Below are 16,090 nucleotides of genomic sequence, written 5' to 3'. Positions count from 1 at the left end.
GTATTTCCATGGACCTGCCCGTCAATCGCTTCAAGCAACGCCTGCGCAGCGGCGAGGCGCAGATCGGCCTGTGGCTCGGCCTGGCCGATCCCTACTGCGCGGAGCTGGCCGCCAACGCCGGCTTCGACTGGCTGCTGCTGGACGGCGAGCACGCGCCCAACGACCTGCGCAGCCTGCTCGGCCAGTTGCAGGCGCTGGCGCCCTACCCCGGCCAGCCGGTGATCCGCCCGGTGCAGGGCGACACCGCGCTGATCAAGCAATTGCTCGACATCGGCGCACAGACCCTGCTGGTACCGATGGTCGACAGCGCCGCCCAGGCCGAAGGCCTGGTGCGCGCCGTGCGCTATCCGCCGGCGGGCGTGCGCGGGGTCGGCAGTGCGCTGGCCCGGGCCTCGCGCTGGAACAGCGTGGCGGAATACCTGGACCACGCCGACGAGCAGATGTGCCTGCTGGTCCAGGTGGAAAACCTGGAGGGCCTGGCCAACCTCGACGCGATCGCCGCTGTCGAGGGTGTCGACGGCGTGTTCATCGGTCCGGCCGACCTCAGCGCAGCCATGGGCCATCGCGGCAATCCCGGCCATCCCGAGGTGCAGGCGGCCATCGAGGACGCCATCCGCCGCATCCGCGCGGCCGGCAAGGCCGCCGGCATCCTCTCCGCCGACGAGGCGCTGGCGCGGCGCTACCTGGAGCTGGGCTGCGCGTTCGTCGCGGTGGGCGTGGACACCAGCCTGCTGATGCGTTCGCTGCGCGAGCTGGCGGGGCGCTTCAAGGGCGGCGCGACGGCGCCGTCCGCCAGTTCCTCGATCTACGGCTGAGGGGCGCGCCTCGCTCCCGCTGCGGGAGAGGGGCCAGGTCGGCGTTGCGGCAGGTATCGGCGTCGGTCCGGGGGCGTATGCCTAGCGTCGGCGGAACAACGGTCGCGGCTCGATCGCCGAGCGGCCGTAGAGCACGCTCAAACCCGCCAGCCCCTTGAGCGCGTCCTCGACGTTCTTGTCCTCGCGCACCGCGAAGGCATCGAAGCCGCACTGGCGCATATGGCTGAGCTGGTCGCGCAACACGTCGCCCACTGCGCGCAACTCGCCGCTCCAGCCCAGGCGCACGCGCAGCAGGTAGGCCAGGCTGTAGCCACGCCCATCGCGGAAGCTGGGGAAGTCGACGGCGATCAGCGGCAGCTCGGCGAAGTGCGGCAGCAAGGCCTCCACCTCATCGTCCGGCGCCAGCCAGGGCGCGGCGGCTCCGGCCTCGCCGCGGCGCTCCAGCCAGGCCGCCAGAGGCAGCAGCAACGGCCCCGGCGGCAACGCGTCGGGCAACTCGCGCAGGAGTTGCCAGGGATCGTCGCGGCAGACCTCGGCGACGCCATCGCGCAAACGGATCAGGTTGTTCATGCCGGTTCCTCCATCCTGGCGTAGACCCGGGCCTTGAACGGCTCCAGGCCGACCCGGTTGAAGGTGTCGATGAAACGTTCCGGGCCGACCCGCAGGTCGGTGAAGGTTTCGACGATCCGTTCGATCACCGCCGGCACCTCGGCGGCGCTGAACGATGGCCCGATCACCTTGCCCAGCGCGCTGTCCTTGCCCTGGGCGCCGCCGAGGGTGACCTGGTACCACTCGCTGCCGTTCTTGTCGACGCCGAGGATGCCGATGTTGCCGATGTGGTGGTGGCCGCAGGCGTTCATGCAGCCGGAGATGTTCAGGCTCAGCTCGCCGATGTCGTGCAGGTGGTCGAGGTCCTCGAAGCGCTGCTGGATGCCCTGGGCGATGGGGATCGACTTGGCGTTGGCCAGCGCGCAGTAGTCGCCGCCGGGACAGGCGATGATGTCGCTGAGCAGGCCCTGGTTAGGCGTGCCGAGGCCGGCTGCGCAGGCCTCGCGCCACAGCGCGTGGAGGTTCTCCAGGCGCACGTCGGGGAGCACCAGGTTCTGTTCGTGGGCCACGCGGATCTCGCCGAAACCGTAGCGCTCGGCCCAGTCGGCGACGCGTTCCATCTGCTCCGCGGTGACGTCGCCCGGCGGCGCGCTGGCGCCGGGCTTGGTCGACAGCACCACCGAGGCGTAGCCCGGCACCTTGTGCGCCTGGACGTTGCGCGAGGCCCAGCGGGCGAAGGCCGGATCGACCGCACGGGCGCTGCCGTAGGCCAGCTCGCCGCCGGCCGGCGGCAGGTAGCGCGGCAATACGAAGCGCTCGGCGACCCGCTGGCACTCCTCGGCAGTCAGTTGTGCCGGGCCGTCGCGCAGGTGCTGCCACTCTTCCTCCACCTCGCGGGCGAAAGCCTCGATGCCCAGCGCCTTGACCAGGATCTTGATCCGCGCCTTGTACTTGTTGTCGCGCCGGCCGTGGCGGTTGTAGACCCGCAGGATCGCCTCGACGTAGGACAGCAGGTGCTGCCAGGGCAGGTCGTCGCGGATCACCTGGCCGAGCATCGGCGTGCGTCCCAGGCCACCGCCGACCAAGACCCGCAGGCGCAACCCGCCGGCGTCGGGGTGGCGGTAAAGGTACAGGCCGATGTCGTGCATCTGCACCGCGGCGCGGTCTTCCACCGCCGAACTGAGGGCGATCTTGAACTTGCGCGGGAGGAACAGGAACTCCGGGTTCACCGTCGACCACTGGCGCAGGATCTCGGCCAGCGGCCGGGGGTCGGTCCATTCGTCCGCGGCGACCCCGGCGAAGGCTTCGGTGGTGATGTTGCGCACGCAGTTGCCGGAGGTCTGGATCGCATGCATCTGCGCGCCGGCGAGGTGTTCGAGGATGTCGCCGACCTGCTCCAGTTCGATCCAGTTGAACTGGATGTTCTGCCGCGTGGTGAAGTGCCCGTAGCCGCGGTCGTAGTGCCGGGCGACATGCGCCAGCGCGCGCAGTTGCGGCGACGAGAGGGTGCCGTAGGGAATCGCCACGCGCAGCATGTAGGCGTGCTTCTGCAGGTACAGGCCGTTCTGCAGGCGCAGCGGGAGGAACTCCTCCTCGCTCAGTTCGCCGTCGAGGCGGCGGGCGATCTGGTCGCGGAACTGCGCCACCCGCTCGCTCACCAGCGCCTGGTCGTATTCGTCGTACTGGTACATCGCAAAGCCCTCATCGACAGGGTTTCTCCACCGATGACGGGCAGGGTGGGTGGCGAAGAAACCGGGGACCGGCTGCGCCCCTGTTTCTGGCGACAGGATGGGCCGGTGTTCACTGGCACCCACTATCGCCCGCGTACAGACAGCGAAACAGCGGCAGATTCCGCCGAAAAAAACACATCAGATGGCCGACGACGGCGAATTCGCGCCGCCTGCGACCGGTTGCCACGGGGTGCATATCTGTACTGCCGGAGGACGCCCGGTAACCCGCGGCAATGCTGGGCCGCTGCTTTCCGGAGGCATCTGATATGGTTTTTCCCGCTCGATCTGCCGCTGTTTCGCCCATCAGCCGGTTCCTATAGTCGCAACCGCCTCTCCAGCCTGATGGGCCTACGAAAAATGAGCGAAAGAATTCCCGCTATCCAGGTCGAGCCCGCCGTACCGGCCGCTCCGTCGAAACAGCCGCCCGCGCCCGGCAAGCTGCCGTCGGCGGTGAACGGCCCGATCTACACCCGCAGCTTCACCGGTCTGTTCCGCAACTTCCGCCGCCTCGGCGGCGGCCTGCTGTTCCTGCTGTTCTTCGGCACCCTGTGGCTGAACTGGAACGGCCGCCAGGCGGTGCTCTGGGACCTGCCCGAGCGCAAGTTCTACATTTTCGGCGCGACCTTCTGGCCGCAGGACTTCATCCTGCTTTCGGCGCTGCTGATCATCGCCGCCTTCGGCCTGTTCTTCATCACCGTGTTCGCCGGCCGCGTCTGGTGCGGCTATACCTGCCCGCAGAGCGTATGGACCTGGGTGTTCATGTGGTGCGAGAAGGTCACCGAGGGCGACCGCAACGCGCGGATCAAGCTCGACCAGGGTCCGGCGAGCGCCGCCAAGCTCTTGCGCAAGACGGCCAAGCACGCGCTGTGGCTGGGTGTGAGCCTGGTCACGGCGGTCACCTTCATCGGCTACTTCACTCCGGTGCGACCGCTGGTGGCCGACCTGTTCAGCTTCCAGCTGGACCTGGAAAGCCTGTTCTGGGTGCTGTTCTTCACCGCCGCCACCTATGTCAACGCCGGCTGGCTGCGCGAGCAGGTGTGCATCCACATGTGCCCCTACTCGCGCTTCCAGAGCGTGATGTTCGACAAGGACACCCTGATCGTGTCCTACGACGCCGCCCGCGGCGAATCCCGCGGCGCCCGCAAGAAAGGCAGCGATCCGCGCGCCCAGGGGCTCGGCGACTGCATCGATTGCCAGCAGTGCGTGCAGGTCTGCCCCACCGGCATCGACATCCGCGACGGCCTGCAGATCGCCTGCATCGGCTGCGCCGCCTGCGTCGACGCCTGCGACTCGATCATGGACAAGATGGGCTATGAACGCGGCCTGGTGCGCTACACCTCGGAACGCGCCCTGGAAGGTGGCCAGACCCGTTTCCTGCGTCCACGCCTGGTCGGCTACGCGGCGGTGATGCTGGCGATGATCGGCGCCTTCGTCGTCGCCCTGGATGCCCGCCCGCTGGCCTCGCTGGACGTGACCCGCGACCGTGGGCTGTTCCGCGAGAACGCCGCCGGGCAGATCGAGAACATCTACACCCTCAAGGTCATCAACAAGACCCAGCAGCCGCAGCGCTATCGCCTGCAACTCGACGACGCACCGGAGTTCCGCCTGCAGGGCGAGCACACCCTGAGCCTGAAGCCCGGCGAGATCCTCGACTTCCCGGTGTCGGTGGCCTCTATCGCCGAACGCGCCAGGGCCGGCTCGCAACCGCTGGCGTTCAGCCTGCGCGGCATCGACGACCCGAGCCTGGCGGTCGGCAGCACCAGCACCTTCGTTTCGCCGGCGCGCTGAGGAGGCCGCGATGAGGCATGACAACACGGTCCCGGCGCGCATAGAGTGGGCGCCAGCGGCCGTGCCCACGGCCAGCCAGGACAGCGGCCAGGACAAGATGAAGCGCTACGAGAAATTCGCCGACGAGATTGCCGAGCTGATCCGCACCGGCGTCCTCGCCCCCGGGCAGAAGGTGCCCTCGGTACGGCACGCCAGCCGTACCTACGGGGTCAGCGCTTCCACCGTGTTCCAGGCCTACTACCTGCTGGAAAGCCGTGGGCTGATCATGGCCCGCGCACGCTCCGGCTACTTCGTCTGCCAGCACGTGCAGCGGCCGCTGCCGGAGCCGGAGATCAGCCCGCGCCAGGCCGACGCCACCGAGGTCGACGTCAGCGAGCTGGTGTTCTCCGTACTCAGTTCGATCAAGGACCCGGACACCGTGCCCTTCGGCTCGGCGTTCCCCAGCCCGCAACTGTTTCCCCTGCCGCGCCTGGCGCGCTCGATGGCCCATGCGGTGCGCGACATGGATCCGCAGTCGGTGGTCGCCGACATGACGCCGGGCAACCATGGCCTGCGCCGGCAGATCGCCCTGCGCTACATGGTCGGCGGCCTGCTGCTGCCGGTGGAAGAACTGGTCATCAGCAACGGCGCGCTGGAGGCACTCAACCTCTGCCTGCAGGTGGTCACCCGTCCCGGCGACCTGGTGGCCATCGAGGCGCCGGCGTTCTACGCCACCCTGCAGGTGCTGGAACGGTTGAAGCTGAAGGCGGTGGAAATCCCCGTGCATCCGCGCGAAGGCATCGACCTGGAAGTGCTCGCCGACAGCCTGGAGCGCCTGCCGATCAAGGCCTGCTGGTTCATGAGCAACTTCCAGAACCCGATGGGCGCGAGCATGGACGACGAGAAGAAACGCGCCCTCGCCGAGCTGCTGGCGCGCCACCAGGTGCCGATGATCGAGGACGACGTGTACGCCGAACTGTACTTCGGCCAGCAGGCGCCGAAACCGGTCAAGGCCTACGACCAGGAAGGCCTGGTGATGCACTGCAGTTCCTTCTCCAAGAGCCTGGCGCCGGGCTACCGGGTCGGCTGGGTGGCCGGCGGACGCTACGCCGAGCAGATCGAGCGACTGAAGCTGATGACCAGCCTGTCGGCGTCGATCCCGGCCCAGGCGGCCATCGCCGACTATCTCCAGCACGGCGGCTACGACCGCCACCTGCGCAAGCTGCGCTACGCCCTGGAGACCCAGCAGAACGCCATGCTCGCGGCGGTGGCGCGTTACTTCCCCGAGCAGACCCGGGTCAGCCGTCCCAGCGGCGGCTACTTCCTCTGGCTGGAGTTGCCCGAGGCGGTCGACTCGCTGCGCCTGTTCCAACTGGCCCTGGCCCAGGGCATCAGCCTCGCCCCGGGGCCGATCTTCTCCGCCACCCGCCGCTTCGCCCATTGCGCCCGGCTCAACTACGGGCACCCGTGGAGCGCGCGGCAGGAGAAGGCGATGGAGACCCTCGGGCGGATCGCCCAGTCGCTGGCGGGTTGACGCCCCGCAGACGGAAAGCCACCCCGGCGTAGGGCGGATAACCGCGCGCGGTCATCCGCCATGATCGGCTCGCGTCCCCCATCCCGGTATGCGCCGCCGCCCTGCACGAACGCCTTCCCCTGCCCCATCTGATACCCAAATTCCATATCGACCTGAAGCTGTTTTACCCCCGCCCCAGCCCTTAGATTGCAGGCTCCGGCTGGCGCCCCGTCTCCCCCCTCGACGGCGGTCGCCGGCTGTTCATTTCTTTCGGGACTGTACAGATGAACAAAGCAACGACGGAACCTGCCTACAACTACAAGGTGGTTCGCCAGTTCGCCATCATGACCGTGGTATGGGGCGTGATCGGCATGGGGTTGGGCGTACTGATCGCCTCGCAACTGGTCTGGCCCCAGATGAACTTCGACCTGCCCTGGACCAGCTTCGGCCGCCTGCGGCCGCTGCATACCAACCTGGTGATCTTCGCCTTCGGCGGCTGCGCGCTGTTCGCCACCAGCTACTACACGGTGCAGCGCACCTGCCAGGTACGCCTGTTCTCCGACACCCTGGCCGCCTTCACCTTCTGGGGCTGGCAGGCGGTGGCGGTGATCCTGCTGGTCAGCCTGCCGCTGGGCAACACCACCACCAAGGAATACGCCGAGATCGAGTTCACCGGCGCGATCTGGCTGGCGATCGTCTGGGTCGCCTACGCGGTGGTGTTCTTCGGCACCCTGATCAAGCGCAAGGTCAAGCACATCTATGTCGGCAACTGGTTCTTCGGCTCGTTCATCCTGACCACCGCGATGCTGCACATCGTCAACCATATGTCGCTGCCGGTGAGCTGGTTCAAGTCCTACTCGATGTACTCCGGCGCCACCGATGCCATGGTCCAGTGGTGGTACGGGCACAACGCCGTAGGCTTCTTCCTGACCACCGGCTTCCTCGGCATGATGTACTACTTCGTGCCCAAGCAAGCCGGGCGCCCGGTCTACTCCTACCGGCTGTCCATCGTCCACTTCTGGGCGCTGATCACCCTGTACATCTGGGCCGGCCCGCACCACCTGCACTACACCGCGCTGCCGGACTGGGCGCAGTCGCTGGGCATGGTGATGTCGCTGATCCTCCTGGCGCCGAGCTGGGGCGGCATGATCAACGGCATGATGACCCTCTCCGGGGCCTGGCATAAGCTGCGCGACGACCCGATCCTGCGCTTCCTGGTGGTGTCCCTGGCGTTCTACGGCATGTCCACCTTCGAAGGCCCGATGATGGCGATCAAGACCGTCAACGCCCTTTCCCACTACACCGACTGGACCATCGGCCACGTCCACGCCGGCGCCCTCGGCTGGGTCGCGATGATCACCATCGGCTCGCTCTACCACCTGATTCCCAAGGTCTACGGGGTCGAGAAGATGCACAGCGTCGGCCTGATCAACGCGCACTTCTGGCTGGCCACCATCGGCACCGTGCTGTACATCGCCTCGCTGTGGGTCAACGGCATCACCCAGGGCCTGATGTGGCGCGCGGTCAACGAGGACGGCACGCTGACCTACTCCTTCGTCGAGTCGCTGGTGGCCAGCCATCCGGGCTTCATCGTGCGCCTGGTCGGTGGCGGGTTCTTCCTCACCGGCATGCTGCTGATGAGCTACAACACCTGGCGCACGGTACGCCAGGCGCGCCCGGAAGGAATCCTCGCGGCGGCCCGCATGGCCTGAGCCGCGACAGCGCGTCCCTTCCCTTCCCGAGCCTCGCCCGCCACGCTGCGGGCAAGGCTCGACAGCCGACGAGGAGAATCATCATGGAATTCAGCTGGAGCGAGATCCTGCTGGAGCTGCTGGCGGTCGCCGTGCTGTTCTTCGGCGTGCATTGGAGCCTGCGCCACGCCAAGACCCTGGACCAGGCGAGCATGCTGCCGTTCGCCGACGACGAGGAGGTGGCCCGCCGGGTCGAGCGGGAAACCGGCAGGAGCCGCACCGGCTGCGGCTGTCCCGGTCGCTGCCAGGGCGACTGCCGGCACTGGGACAAGAATTGGCCGGCATGACGCCGGCCAGTCGCTTCAGGGCTTTATCTTCTTCAGCTCGTTGAGCAGTTCCAGCAACTGCGCGAGCTTTTCCTCGCCGAACCGCTCCTGGATGCGCTGGTAGTTCTTCTCCATGTCGCCGCTCATGGAGACGAAGCACTGCTGGCCCTTTTCCGTCAGGTTCACGTAGACCCGCCGCTGGTCCTTGGGCGCCTTCCAGCGCCGGACGATGCCGTCGCGCTCCAGGCGCGCCAGCACGCCGGTCATGCTCGGGCGCAGGATGCAGGCCTGGTTGGCCAACTGGTAGCTCTCCATCTCGCCCTGCTGGCGCAGGATGCGGATCACCCGCCACTGCTGCTCGGTGAGGCCGTGCTGGTTGAGGGAGGGACGGAAGAAACTCATCGCGGCTTCGCGAGCCTGCAACAGGGTCAGGGTCAGGGAGGGTCTTGGCGTTGACATAGGGTCCGAGCTTGGATGACTGGTTTCGAAAGTGCAGAAGAGTAGCGGAAAAAACACAGGCTGCATGCGGGTATGCAGAAGGAAATCAACGGTTTCCGCCGTGCAGGGCCAAGCCCAGTGCGAGCAGGCTGCCGACGCCGCAGACGGCCATCACCAGCGCCATCGGCAGCACGCCGGGCAGCGCCAGCCAGCCGACCGCCAGGCTGGCCAGGCAGCCGAGGCCGAACTGCCCGGACACCGCCACCGCCGAAGCCGCCCCGGCCTGTCCGGGATACAACGCCAGCAGGCTGGCGATGCAGTTGGCGCCGAGCAGGCCGGTGACGCTGACGAAGCACAGCAACCCGGGCACCAGCGCCCACAACCCGCCCCGCTCGCCGAGCGCCGCATAGCCGAGGAGGAACAGCCCGGACACGCAGGCCAGCAGGCTGCCGGCCCGCAGCAGCGGCCGCGGACCGTGGCGGCGCACCAGGCGCGCGCTGCACCAGGTGGCGAGCATCACGCCGAGGATGTTCAGGCCGAAGAACCAGCCGAAGCGCTCCGCGCGCACGCCGAAATGCTCGATGAACACGAAGGGCGCGGCGCTGATGTAGGCGAACATCCCGGCGAACGCCAGCCCCATGCACAGCACGTAGCCCAGCGCGCGACGGTCGCCGAGCAGCCGCCCATAGGCGAGAAAGGCCTGGGCCAGGCTGCCGCCGCGGCGCTCCGGCGGGTGGCTTTCGGCGACCCGCCAGACCGCCAGCAGGCAGAGCCCGGCGAACAGCGCCAGGACCACGAACAACGCGCGCCAGCCGGCCCAGAGCATCAGGTAGCCGCCGAGCAGCGGCGCGGCCAGCGGTGCCAGCATGGTCACCATGTGCATCAATGCCAGCATCCGGGCGGCCTCGCCCAACGGATAGAGGTCGCGCACCATGGCCCGCGCCAGCACCGACGCGGCGCCGCCGCCGAGGGCCTGGAGCACCCTCAGCAGGACCAGTTGCCCCGCGCTGTCGGCCAGCGCGCAGGCCAGGCTGCTGAACAGGTACAAGGCGATACCGGCCAGCAGCACCGGGCGCCGGCCGAAACGGTCGGACAAGGGGCCGTAGAACAGCATGCCGACGCAGAAGCCGACCAGGAAGCCGCTGATGCTCCGCTGCACCTGGGCATCGCTGGCGCCGAGATCGGCGGCGATCGCCGGCAGGCTCGGCAAATACATGTCGATCGACAGCGGGCCGAACGCCACCAGCGCCGACAACAGCAGCAACAGGCGTCGTTCGCCGCTTCCGAGCTGAATCCTCGATGCACTCGCAGGCACGTTCGCCCTCCTCTTCTTCGCCTTTCGGTCCAGACGACACCGCCGTGCACGCGGATGCAAGTTCGCCGTCCGGGAAATCCCCACGACGCGACCTCGTTCACCCTGGCAGCGCGCGGGCCTGGCTCCTTTCGCGGGCCGACAACGTTAACAGATTAACAAAATGCGCAGAAGGCGAAAGATTCCAGGTCGGTTTCGCTCTCCAGCGCCGTACCCTCCATGATCGGCAAGCATGGAAAGGGACAGAAGCTAGCGAAGCTTCCAGGAGGATCGCCAACACTTCATTAACAAGTTAACAATATGCTAAAACTCACCGTGCAATCGGCGTCACCCATACCTACAAGAACAACAACCAAGGGAAGAATCGATGATCACGGCATGCCCCCGCCCGTGCGCCTGGCGCAGCTATGCGCTTGGCCTCGGCCTCCTGCCCCTCGCCGCGCAAGCGGAATTCCTCGCGGACAGCAGCGCCCACCTCGACCTCCGCAACTTCTACCAGTTGCGCGACTACCGCCAGCACGATGCGCCCCAATCGCAGGCCGGCAACTGGTCGCAGGGCTTCGTCCTGCGCCTGCAATCCGGTTTCACCGACGGCCCGCTCGGCTTCGGCCTGGATGCTACCGGGCTGCTCGGCGTCAAGCTCGACTCGGGACGCGGGCGTAGCAACGATGGCACGCTGCCGTTCGGAGCGAATTCGAAGGAGCCGGTGGACGACTACAGTCACCTCGGCCTGACCGCCAAGCTGCGCTATTCGCAGACCCAGCTACAGGTCGGCATCCTCATGCCGCAACTGCCGGTGGCGTTCCGCGACGACGTGCGCCTGTTGCCGCAGACCTTCGACGGCGCGCTGCTGACCTCCAGCGAGATCGAGGGTCTCACCCTCACCGCGGGGCAATTGTGGAAGTCGCGCACCCGCGAGTCGGCCGGCAGCGACGACATGTACATCATGGGCCGCGACAAGGCCCACGCCAGCGACGAGTTCAATCTCGCCGGCGCGACCTACGCCTTCACCCCTCGGCTCAGCGCCAGCTATTACTACGGCCAGCTCAAGGACATCTACCAGCAGCACTATCTCGGCCTGCTGCACACCCTGCCGCTGGGCGAAGGGCTGTCGCTGCGCAGCGACCTACGCTACTTCGACAGCGGCGAAGACGGCGCGGCGATCTCCGGGCCGGTGGACAATCGCAACCTCAACGCCATGCTCACCCTGCGCGCCGGCGCCCACGCCTTCGGCATCGGTGTCCAGAAGATGATCGGCAACGACGCCTTTCCGGTGCTCAACGGCTACACCACGCCCTACGTGGCCAACCTCATGGCCTACCAGACCTTCACCCGACCGCAGGAGAAATCCTGGCAACTGCGCTACGACTACGACTTCGCCGGCCTCGGCCTGCCCGGCCTGAACCTCATGACCCGCTATGTACAGGGCCGCGACATCGACCGCGGCGCCGGCCGCGCCGACGACAGCGAATGGGAGCGCAACACCGACCTGTCCTACGTGATCCAGAGCGGACCGCTGAAGAGCGTCGCCTTGAAATGGCGCAACATCACCTACCGCAGCCGCTACGGTGCGGACCTGGACGAGAACCGCTTCATCGTCAATTACACGCTGAAGCTCTGGTGAAGCGCGGCCCCTTGGGGCCGCAGGCACCTCAATCCTCGAGTCGCAGTTGCAAATGCTGCTTCTTGCCCAGGCTCAGGCGCAGCCCGTCGACCTCGCCCGCCAGCGGCGCGTCCGGATCGCTGACCGGCGTGCCGTCCAGGCGCAGGCCGCCGCCGGCGGCGAGGCGGCGGACCGCGCTGCGGGAGGGCTGGATCGCGTGTTCCAGCAGCAGGTCGGTCAGCGACAGTCCCTGCGCCAGGCGCGCGCGGGATAGCTTCATCACCGGCAGGCCGCTATCCCGCGTACCGTCGGCGAACACCCCGCGCGCGGCATCGGCGGCGGATCGCGCGGCGTGCTCGCCGTGCGCCAGGGCGGTGGCGGCATTGGCCAGGACCACCTTCGCTTCGTTCAGCTCGGCGCCCTGCAAGGCGCCCAGGCGGCGCACCTCATCCATCGGCAGTTCGCTGAACAGGGCGAGGAAGCGACCGACGTCGCGATCGTCGCAGTTGCGCCAGAACTGCCAGAAGTCGAACGGCGCCAGGCGCTCGGCGTTGAGCCATACCGCACCCTGCGCCGACTTGCCCATCTTGCGCCCGTCGCTGGTGGCCAGCAGCGGCATGGTCAGGCCGAACAGTTGGGCGCCGCCCTGGCGTCGCGACAGCTCCACGCCGTTGATGATGTTCGCCCACTGGTCGGCGCCGCCGAGTTGCAGGGTGCAGCCGCGCCGGCGCGACAGTTCGACGAAGTCGTAGGCCTGCAGCAGGGTGTAGCCGAACTCGAGGAACGACAGCGAATGCTCGCGGTCCAGGCGCTGCCTGATGGCGTCGAAGGTCAGCAAGCGGTTGATCGAGAAGTGCCGGCCGACCCGGTCGAGGAACTCCAGGTAGCCGACGCCGTCCAGCCATTCGGCGTTGTTCACCAGGCTGTCGTCGTGCAGTTCGACGTAGCGCGAGAAGACCCGGGCGATGCCGTCGATGTTGGCCTGGATCTGCGTCTCGGTGAGGATCGGCCGGCTCGAATCGCGGAAGCTCGGATCGCCGATCCGGGTGGTCGCGCCACCGATCAGCAGCAACGGACGGTGCCCGGCCTTTTGTAGCCAGCGCATCAGCATCAGGCCCTGCAGGTGCCCGACGTGCAGGCTGTCGGCGGTGGCGTCAAAGCCCAGGTAGGCGGTTGCCGGACCGGCGGCCAGGTGCGCGGCGAGGCCGTCGCGGTCGGTGCACTGGTGGACGAAGCCACGCTCTTCGAGCAGGGCGATCAGGTCTTGCTGATGGGTCGGGACGGACACGGGTATCTCCTTTGGCACGGTGGATGCCCGAGGAGACAGGTTGGGAGGGAGTTCACCGGACCGCCGCCTCGGGCGGTTCGGGAATGCAGCGACGCATCTACCGCCTCAATGAGGGAGCAGATAGGCGTAATAGCGCTTGAAGGTCAGGGCTGCACGATTCATGCGCGGCACTCTACGCGCCTGTGCCGGGCTGTCAAGGCTGGAAAGCGCCTCGACACGAACCGAGGCACTTCCTCGCAACAGAAGCGCAGCCTGGGAAAGTTTGCCCGCCAGTTATCCGCACAAATTTATGACGCCGGTTTCTCTACTTTGAAAAACAACGCCCGACCGGACGTGTACTTCAATAACTCGACCGGAAGAAACCTATCAGCAAGGCAGTTGAATTTTTTCCGAAAGCAATAATTCGATACTTTTCTGGATTGACGCATCATCTCGTAAAAATAGCGAACCGCTTCCCAGCACCCACGAATATCAATGGATCAGCAATATCCAGATGCTTATCGCGGCATTCGAAAAAACATCGACCAATTCCACTGACAAAATATCGGCGTCATTTGCCTAACATGGATATTCCAAGTTCACCCTATCAACTTCCCAGATTGACACTCTCGCCGGCAGATCAGTAATTTTCAGCGACCAGCCGGCAAAGTACTTTTCCAGAGCGGCTGGCAACCGATAGTCACTCTACCTTCGCAAACCGATGTTTATGCGAGAGGGCCGGCTATCGCTCAAAACTTGATTGATGAAGGAATAGCGCCATGCAACTCGCCACACTTCAGGAACTGAGCTTCGATGAAATCGACCAGGTATCGGGCGCCGGACTCTTCAGCTTCGTCGGCGATGCCATCGTCGATGTGGTCAAGGTGTCCAACGACCTGCTCAACACGTCGGTCATCTCTTCGGTCGGCAAGGTGTTCAACGCCGTCGGCCTGACCCCCATCCATCAACTGGCCGACACCCTCGGCTACGGCGTGTTCAAGGGCGTCGCCGCGGTCGGCGGCCTGCTCGGCGGCGATACCAGCCGTATCGATTACCACTACGACACCGAGTGGACCTGATCCCAGGACCTCGGCCCGCTCCCGTCGCGGAGCGGGCCTCCCCCGTCGCCGGAGGCCTGGGCGCCCCCGGCGGCGACCAAGGACCCGGCAACCGGGAAGGGGCGACCAGCGCCCCGATCAGGAGAACCGCCATGCACGACCCCATCCAGCAAGCCGACGCCTTCGTCGACGATCCCGACCAGGAGTCCGGCGGCCTGTCGCGCCGCAGCTTCCTCGGCAAGAGTGCCACGCTCGGCGCGGTCGGCCTGGTGGCCGGCTGGACCCCGGCCTTCGTCATCCAGCCCGCCGAAGCCGCCGCCAGCAGCTGTCCGGCGCCGGCAGGCTTTCCGGCCGGTCTCGAACTTTATCGGCGGGCGTTCCGCAACTGGTCGGGGGAAATCGCCGCCGACGACCTCTGGAGTTGCGCCCCGCGCACCAACGAAGAGGTTCTCGCGGTGGTCAACTGGGCCTGGCAGAACGGCTTCAAGGTGCGCCCGCGCGGCATGGGCCACAACTGGTCCCCGCTGCTGCTGAAAGGCGGCGAGAACTGCGAGAGCCGCATCGTGCTGGTGGAAACCAGCCGTTACCTGACCCGCGTACGGATCGACGCCCAGGGCGAGTTCGGCCTGTTCAGCGCGCAGACCGGCGTCACCATGGAAGCCCTGTTGAAACAACTGGAGCGGGTCAAGCTCGGCTTCGTCGCCACGCCGGCGCCGGGCGACCTGACCCTCGGCGGTGTGCTCGCCATCGACGGCCACGGCACCGGCATCCCGGCGCAGGGCGAAAGCCGCCTGCCGGGGCAGAGCTACGGCTCCCTGAGCAACAGCATCGTGGCGTTGACCGCGGTGGTCTGGGACGGCGCCGCCGGACAATACGTGCTGAAGACCTTCCGCCGCGACGATCCGGCCTGCGCGCCGTTCCTCGTCCACCTCGGACGCGCCTTCATCGTCGAGGCGACCCTCCAGGCCGGGGTCAACAAGCGCATGCGCTGCCAGAGCTACGTGAACATCCCGGCGAGCGAGATGTTCGCCGCGGCCGGCAGCGGCGGAAGGACCTTCGACAGCTTCCTGCAAAAGAGCGGACGCGCCGAGGCCATCTGGTTCCCCTTCACCGACAAGCCCTGGCTGAAGGTCTGGACGCCGACCCCGCGCTGCCCGTTCGGTGCCCGCGCGGTCAACGGCCCGTTCAACTACCCCTTCTCCGACAACATTCCCAAGGCGCTGTCCGACCTGCTGGCGGCGATCAATACCGGCCACCCGGAACTCACCCCGCTGCTCGGCAAGCTGCAGTACGACCTGGTAGTGGGCGGCATGGCGCTGACCCTGGGCTACGACCTTTGGGGCTGGAGCAAGGACCTGCTGCTGTACATCAAGCCCAGCACCCTGCGCGTCACCGCCAACGGCTACGCGGTGCTGACCCGGCGTCGCGACGTGCAGCGGGTGATCAACGAGTTCTACCTGCAGTACCAGACGATGGTCGCCGCCTACCGCGCCAACGGCCACTACCCCATGAACGGCCCGGTGGAGATTCGCGTCAGCGGGCTCGACCAGCCCGGCGAGTCGATCGTTCCCGGCGCCCAGGTGCCCAGCCTGTCGGCGATCCGTCCGCGCCCCGACCAGCCGGAGTGGGACACGGCGATCTGGCTGGACATCCTCAGCCTGCCCGGCACTCCGCAGGCCAACGCCTTCTACCACGAGTTCGAGGCCTGGCTGTTCGACCACTTCAGCGGCGACTACGCCTCGCTGCGGGTGGAGTGGAGCAAGGGCTGGGGCTACAGCCCCACCGCCGCCTGGGCCGAGCCGACGGTGGTCGACCAGTTGGTGGCGCAGTCGCTACGCCAAGGCCTGGTCGCAGACAACGATTGGGACGCCGCGGCGCGCCAGTTGAACGAAGCCGATCCGCATCGGCTGTTCAGCTCGCCGCTGCTCGACCGGCTGATGCCATGAAATGCCGCTATGCGAGGCCGTACTGACTCGGACGAAGAGCGGTTCGCCGGAGCCGATATGAATGAGCCCTCGATA

13 protein-coding genes are annotated in these 16,090 nt (G+C 67.0%); 8 read left to right on the top strand and 5 right to left on the bottom strand.

All coding sequences use genetic code 11. The features are described 5' to 3' along the window. Positions 1-8: 8 nt before the first annotated feature. Entirely contained in the window at positions 9-815 is an 807-nt protein-coding gene (gene hpaI / locus M6E97_RS00755) for a 4-hydroxy-2-oxoheptanedioate aldolase (RefSeq protein WP_003110125.1), read from the top strand. Positions 816-896: 81 nt separating this feature from the next. Here the strand turns inward: hpaI and M6E97_RS00750 are convergent, their stop codons facing one another. Together M6E97_RS00750 and M6E97_RS00745 are read right to left on the bottom strand one after the other, a co-directional pair. Continuing rightward, positions 897-1,385 carry a DUF934 domain-containing protein gene (locus M6E97_RS00750; RefSeq protein ID WP_003093457.1) on the bottom strand — a complete coding sequence of 163 codons (489 nt, stop codon included), beginning with the start codon at positions 1,383-1,385 and terminating at the stop codon, positions 897-899. After that, positions 1,382-3,055 carry a nitrite/sulfite reductase gene (locus tag M6E97_RS00745; RefSeq protein ID WP_003093459.1) on the bottom strand — a complete coding sequence of 558 codons (1,674 nt, stop codon included), beginning with the start codon at positions 3,053-3,055 and terminating at the stop codon, positions 1,382-1,384. The genes M6E97_RS00750 and M6E97_RS00745 overlap by 4 nt, the downstream gene beginning before the upstream one ends. Before the next feature lie 105 nt (positions 3,056-3,160). Here M6E97_RS00745 and ccoG point away from each other — a divergent pair, with 105 nt between their 5' ends. The 4 genes from ccoG (at position 3,161) to M6E97_RS00725 (ending at position 8,412) form a co-directional block, all read left to right on the top strand. Continuing rightward, the gene (gene ccoG, locus M6E97_RS00740) at positions 3,161-4,882 is read left to right on the top strand and encodes a cytochrome c oxidase accessory protein CcoG (RefSeq protein ID WP_079385791.1); all 1,722 of its coding nucleotides are present in this window, start codon (positions 3,161-3,163) and stop codon (positions 4,880-4,882) included. A 97-nt stretch (positions 4,883-4,979) separates the two neighbouring features. Next, complete coding sequence (gene mapR, locus M6E97_RS00735) at positions 4,980-6,395, top strand: GntR family transcriptional regulator MpaR (RefSeq protein ID WP_003101248.1); 1,416 nt, start codon at positions 4,980-4,982, stop codon at positions 6,393-6,395. A gap of 263 nt (positions 6,396-6,658) precedes the next feature. Next, positions 6,659-8,086 (top strand): cytochrome-c oxidase, cbb3-type subunit I, encoded by a 1,428-nt coding sequence (ccoN, locus tag M6E97_RS00730; RefSeq protein WP_003093467.1) that lies wholly within the window; start codon positions 6,659-6,661, stop codon positions 8,084-8,086. 83 nt (positions 8,087-8,169) lie between these two features. Further along, complete coding sequence (locus tag M6E97_RS00725; RefSeq protein ID WP_003093468.1) at positions 8,170-8,412, top strand: hypothetical protein; 243 nt, start codon at positions 8,170-8,172, stop codon at positions 8,410-8,412. A gap of 15 nt (positions 8,413-8,427) precedes the next feature. Here M6E97_RS00725 and hpaR read toward each other — a convergent pair whose 3' ends face one another. Both hpaR and M6E97_RS00715 read right to left on the bottom strand, forming a co-directional pair. Continuing rightward, a complete protein-coding gene (hpaR, locus tag M6E97_RS00720) occupies positions 8,428-8,850 on the bottom strand; it encodes a homoprotocatechuate degradation operon regulator HpaR (RefSeq protein ID WP_003093470.1) in 423 nt (140 codons plus the stop codon). Positions 8,851-8,935: 85 nt separating this feature from the next. After that, positions 8,936-10,144, bottom strand: coding sequence for a Bcr/CflA family multidrug efflux MFS transporter (locus M6E97_RS00715; RefSeq protein ID WP_003093473.1), 1,209 nt, complete (start codon positions 10,142-10,144; stop codon positions 8,936-8,938). A gap of 364 nt (positions 10,145-10,508) precedes the next feature. On the opposite strand from M6E97_RS00715, the gene M6E97_RS00710 reads away from it, so the two are divergent. Beyond that, positions 10,509-11,765, top strand: a complete 1,257-nt coding sequence (locus M6E97_RS00710) for an OprD family porin (protein WP_003093475.1) — start codon at positions 10,509-10,511, stop codon at positions 11,763-11,765. A 28-nt stretch (positions 11,766-11,793) separates the two neighbouring features. On the opposite strand, the gene tyrS is transcribed toward M6E97_RS00710, so the two are convergent. Further along, entirely contained in the window at positions 11,794-13,032 is a 1,239-nt protein-coding gene (gene tyrS, locus M6E97_RS00705; RefSeq protein ID WP_009313322.1) for a tyrosine--tRNA ligase, read from the bottom strand. Between the two features lie 758 nt (positions 13,033-13,790). Between tyrS and M6E97_RS00700 the strand changes: the two genes are divergently transcribed. Both M6E97_RS00700 and M6E97_RS00695 read left to right on the top strand, forming a co-directional pair. Next, positions 13,791-14,090: a hypothetical protein gene (locus M6E97_RS00700; protein WP_003093477.1), complete on the top strand. Its 300-nt coding sequence runs from the start codon at positions 13,791-13,793 to the stop codon at positions 14,088-14,090. Positions 14,091-14,221: 131 nt separating this feature from the next. Further along, complete coding sequence (locus tag M6E97_RS00695) at positions 14,222-16,015, top strand: cholesterol oxidase substrate-binding domain-containing protein (RefSeq protein ID WP_023125260.1); 1,794 nt, start codon at positions 14,222-14,224, stop codon at positions 16,013-16,015. Positions 16,016-16,090 lie beyond the last annotated feature (75 nt).

Source organism: Pseudomonas sp. B111 (genome assembly GCF_026428275.1).
Classification (GTDB): domain Bacteria; phylum Pseudomonadota; class Gammaproteobacteria; order Pseudomonadales; family Pseudomonadaceae; genus Pseudomonas; species Pseudomonas aeruginosa.
This window is presented reverse-complemented; position numbering and strand designations above follow the sequence as displayed.